The 284-nt window shown below is 38.0% G+C and carries 1 pseudogene; it reads left to right on the plus strand.

Features of this window, described 5'->3' with window-relative positions:
* Positions 1-284: pseudogene (locus tag ACSG5Z_RS32040) on the plus strand (RsfA family transcriptional regulator); the annotation flags it as partial.

The following is a 284-nucleotide window of genomic DNA, read 5'->3' on the forward strand; positions in this document are numbered from 1 at the left end:
ATCGTACATCGGCTGCCTGTGGTTTCCGTTGGAATGCTGTTGTTCGCTATAGTTATGAACAAGCTCTTCACCTAGCAAAAAAACATCGTAAAGATAAAATGCGCGCTGCAAGCGGTGAACAAGCGAAAAAACGTTTACTTTATACACCACCAGCTTCAGATTCGATTACTGATTATGAAGAATTCGTACAAGAGGAATCAATTGTACAATATAAAGAAGCTATTCCATATAAAGAAACTACCGTTCCTGCTACAAAAAGCTCTATGACAATGCAAGATGTTAAT

This window comes from Bacillus pretiosus (genome assembly GCF_051294775.1).
Taxonomy (GTDB): Bacteria; Bacillota; Bacilli; order Bacillales; family Bacillaceae_G; genus Bacillus_A; species Bacillus_A wiedmannii.